This window comes from Pseudanabaena sp. SR411, assembly GCF_002251945.1.
GTDB lineage: Bacteria > Cyanobacteriota > Cyanobacteriia > Pseudanabaenales > Pseudanabaenaceae > Pseudanabaena.
Window position 1 is genome coordinate 1 of the sequence record NZ_NDHW01000005.1, and the last position, 3,960, is coordinate 3,960.

Annotated in this window: 3 protein-coding genes; all 3 read right to left on the reverse strand. The window is 42.4% G+C overall.

Going from position 1 to position 3,960, the window contains the following annotated elements; translation table 11 throughout:
* Positions 1 to 13: 13 nt before the first annotated feature.
* On the reverse strand, positions 14 to 532 hold the full coding sequence (locus B9G53_RS00065) for a cold shock domain-containing protein (protein WP_094528299.1): 519 nt from the start codon (positions 530 to 532) through the stop codon (positions 14 to 16).
* 251 nt (positions 533 to 783) lie between these two features.
* Entirely contained in the window at positions 784 to 2,655 is a 1,872-nt protein-coding gene (gene ftsH / locus B9G53_RS00070) for an ATP-dependent zinc metalloprotease FtsH (protein ID WP_094528300.1), read from the reverse strand.
* Between the two features lie 373 nt (positions 2,656 to 3,028).
* The gene (locus B9G53_RS00075; protein WP_176453030.1) at positions 3,029 to 3,523 is read right to left on the reverse strand and encodes a hypothetical protein; all 495 of its coding nucleotides are present in this window, start codon (positions 3,521 to 3,523) and stop codon (positions 3,029 to 3,031) included.
* Positions 3,524 to 3,960 lie beyond the last annotated feature (437 nt).

Below are 3,960 nucleotides of genomic sequence, written 5' to 3' on the forward strand. Positions count from 1 at the left end.
CTCTCTCAAGTTGTTAATTTGTCTCCTCTTCGGCTTCATATTTTAAAGTTTTTTTCTCCCACCTGCCAACGCTATTATTTGCTCCCTGCACCTGTTTCGTAATTGTTTTTCTCATTCCATTACGAGCGGAATGTGGGATTAAGCTAATCCCCACACCAATCAAAAATATGATAGGGATTACCTTCTGTATTGCTCCATGCGTATTGAGCTTGTTGATTGGTGTATTTCTGTTTACTTGTTTACCTGTAGATTGCCGATTAGATGTTTGATTAGAATTACGCGATTTTTGATTTGATACCGTAGATTGATTGAGAACACCTTGAATTGAAGCTTTAGAAGCCCGTATTTTTCCGTTTTCTTCAGTAACTTTTTCATACAGGATCGTATCTCCCACGATGGGGCGACGACTTGCACCTTTTAACACACTGATATGCAAAAAAACTTCTTTACTGCCATCATCAGGTTTAATAAATCCAAATCCTCGATCATTTTTCCAAGTTGTTAATTGCCCCTGATGTGGAAAAGATTGCATAAAGTATCATTATTTTCTCTTTTATAGCTATAGCCACCTGTATCAGGACAAATCAAAACCCAAATAGTGTGAGGCGGCGCGAAGCGCCGCCTCACACTATTTGGATTTTATGTCCTAACAAGAATGGCTATAGCTAGCTATATCTAGATTAACTCAAAATGACAACTAAGATTTTCAAGAAAAACATAAAAAATGAAGACGATACAAAGTATCGTCTTCATTTGGTGAAAATTAATTTAAAGAAGTTCTGATTACAAAGCTGCTGCCAACTTCAAATCATTAGTTTCCAAGATTTGTTGAAGCTCATCCGCATCAACAGTCTCACGCTCAATCAAATCGTGAGCAATCTTATCGAGAACATGGCGATTATCAACGAGAAGCTGTTTCGCTCTACGATAAGCATCAGCTACCAAAATGCCAACTTCCTCATCAATAGTTGCCGCAGTTTCTTCCGAGAAGTCACGCTCAGCCGCAATATCACGACCAAGGAACATGTTGCCATTGGAACGACCAAGGGCAACTGGCCCAAGCTTCTCACTCATACCGAAACGCATCACCATTTGACGGGCAACGGAAGCAACTTGTTGAAGGTCACTGGATGCACCAGTAGTAACTTCTTCTTCCCCAAAGACGATTTCTTCAGCGATGCGACCACCTAGGGCTACTGCCATTTGGTTTTGCAAATAGGCGCGGCTTTGCATTCTTTCTTCAGTTGGTAAGAACCATGTCAAACCACCAGCACGACCACGAGGAATAATCGTTACCTTTTGGATGGCATCATAGTCGGGCATCAATGCGCCGACTAGAGCATGACCAGCTTCATGGTAAGCAACTAATTCTTTGCGCTTTTCGCTCATGACGCGATCTTTCTTTTCGGGTCCAACCAAGACGCGATCGACAGCATCATTGATTTCATCCATCGAAATTTCGGTCAGGTTACGACGAGCAGCGAGGATGGCGGCTTCATTTAATAGGTTAGATAAGTCAGCACCTGTAAATCCGGGGGTACGACGGGCAATCTTTTCCAGATCAACATCCTTAGATAGGGTCTTGCCGCGTGCATGGACTCCAAGAATTTCCAGACGACCTGCGAAGTCGGGACGATCAACGACCACTTGGCGATCGAAACGACCGGGACGTAACAATGCTGCATCAAGAACATCAGGACGGTTAGTTGCGGCAACAATGATGATGCCTGTGTTACCTTCAAAGCCATCCATCTCGGTGAGCAACTGATTGAGGGTTTGTTCACGCTCATCGTTACCACCGCCTAAACCAGCGCCACGCTGACGACCGACGGCATCAATTTCATCGATAAAGACGATGCAAGGAGCATTAGCCTTGGCTTGCTCGAAGAGGTCGCGTACACGGGATGCGCCCACACCGACGAACATTTCCACAAATTCCGAACCAGAAATACTGAAGAAAGGTACGCCAGCTTCACCAGCTACGGCTCTAGCTAGTAAGGTTTTACCTGTTCCGGGAGGACCAACTAGCAATACGCCCTTAGGAATTTTTGCGCCAACGGCAGTGAAGCGATCGGGATTTTTGAGGAAGTCTACAACTTCAGTAAGTTCAAATTTAGCTTGCTCAATACCTGCTACGTCGGTGAAGGTGACTTGGGTTTGAGGCTCCATTTGGACACGGGCGCGGGACTTACCAAAGTTCATCGCTTGGTTGCCAGGACCAGCTTGGGCGCGACGGAGTAGGAAAAACAAACCGACTAATAGCAAAATGGGCAAAATCAAGCTGCTCAAGGTTTGAACCAATGCGCCATCGGTACGACGGGGAGCGACATCTAGTTCAATGCCATTTTCTCTAACAGCTTTGGTGAACTCAGGATCATTAGGTAGATTTACCCGAACTTTCTTCTTGCCTTCTGGTCCCCCAGGGACAGTTACTTCCGCAAAAGTGCGATCGGGGCTAAGGGTGATTCTGGAGACACCTGCGGGTTTCTTTCTGACTTCTTCGAGCAGCTTGCTGTAGCGCCATTCACCTTGGGTAGCTGGTTGGCTATCGAGGAGAGTTGTTCCTAAGGTAATGACAACAATGCCAAGCAGTGCGTATAAACCAAAATTTTTCCACTTTTTATTATTATTATCGTTTTTATTATTGCTTTTCACTACTACCGCTCCATCAATAGGGATGTTCCTAGACGATTTTGCCAAGAACGAATGATTTAATTAACTAATCTTAACGCAAGCAGTCTAGGATCTGTCTAAGTCACCTTAGAATCCGTCTTTGGATCGATAGTTAATGTAGATGTGCGTAATTAATTACAAACCTAAAGTAGTAAGGTTGCAAATTATAGGAACCCAACCTTACTACTTCGAGTAATTTATTTTGTATAAATATTTGTAGCCCTATAGCGATCGCAGAACAAGAAAAAAGCGATTACTAATAACGGCTTTTGTTTTTCAACGGAAATTTGACTTAAACTTTATGGCAATCCTTATCTTTGATTCACGCAAATATTATAAAGTTTACACAAATAAACTACCTGACTAGAACAATAAAAACAATCAGACTTAGTAGGAAAAACAAACTGACTAATAGTAAAACAGGCAAAATAGGCAAAAGCAACATGCTCAAGGTTTGCACCAATGAGCGTTCAGTGGGACGAAAAGCAACATCTAGATCAATGTTATTTTCTCTAATAGTTTTAGCGAACTCAGGGTCGTTAGGCAAATTTACGCGAACTTTTTTCTGTCCTTCCGATCCACCAAGTACTGTCACTTCTGCAAAAGAGCGATCAGGACTAAGAGTAATTCTGGAGATACCTGCGGGTTTCTTGCGGACTTCTTCGATTAGCTTGCTATAATTCCATTCCCCTTGAGTAACTGGCTGGCTGACGAGGAGATTGCTATCGAGGAAGTATGGTACTAGGGCAATTATGACAATGATAAAGGTAATGAAATCAATGCCGAACAAGGCGTATAAGCCCAATAATTTCCACTTTCTATTGTTGTAGTTTTTATTATTGCTTTTCACTACTACCGCTCCGTCGATAAAAAATGTTTTTAGATGATTTTGCCAAGAGACGGATGATTTAACTAACTAGGGCTTGCTGAAAAAGTCTACAGAGCGAATTTAAAGGCAATACAGCTTTAAAAATAGTATTTTGTCGCATATTTCCCAAATTTACCCAGCGATTTTCTACGGAAGTGCAAGGGTTTTGAGCCTCTAGACGCTATAACCTTGCACTTGTTATGGCAAAAAAGCTTGAAGTCCTTATGTAGCAAGCTTTTGTCCTTTTTCAGGAAGCCCTAACTAATCTTAATGCAAGCAGTCTAGTAGACAGTCAAAGGGTTATTGACGGATAGAGACGAAGCAATTTAATGCGAGCATCAGCAGTAGTAAATTGCTAGTTAACTTTACACGAGAGAGAATTCCTGCGATTTTCCCAAGCCGAGATTTCCTGAATCAAA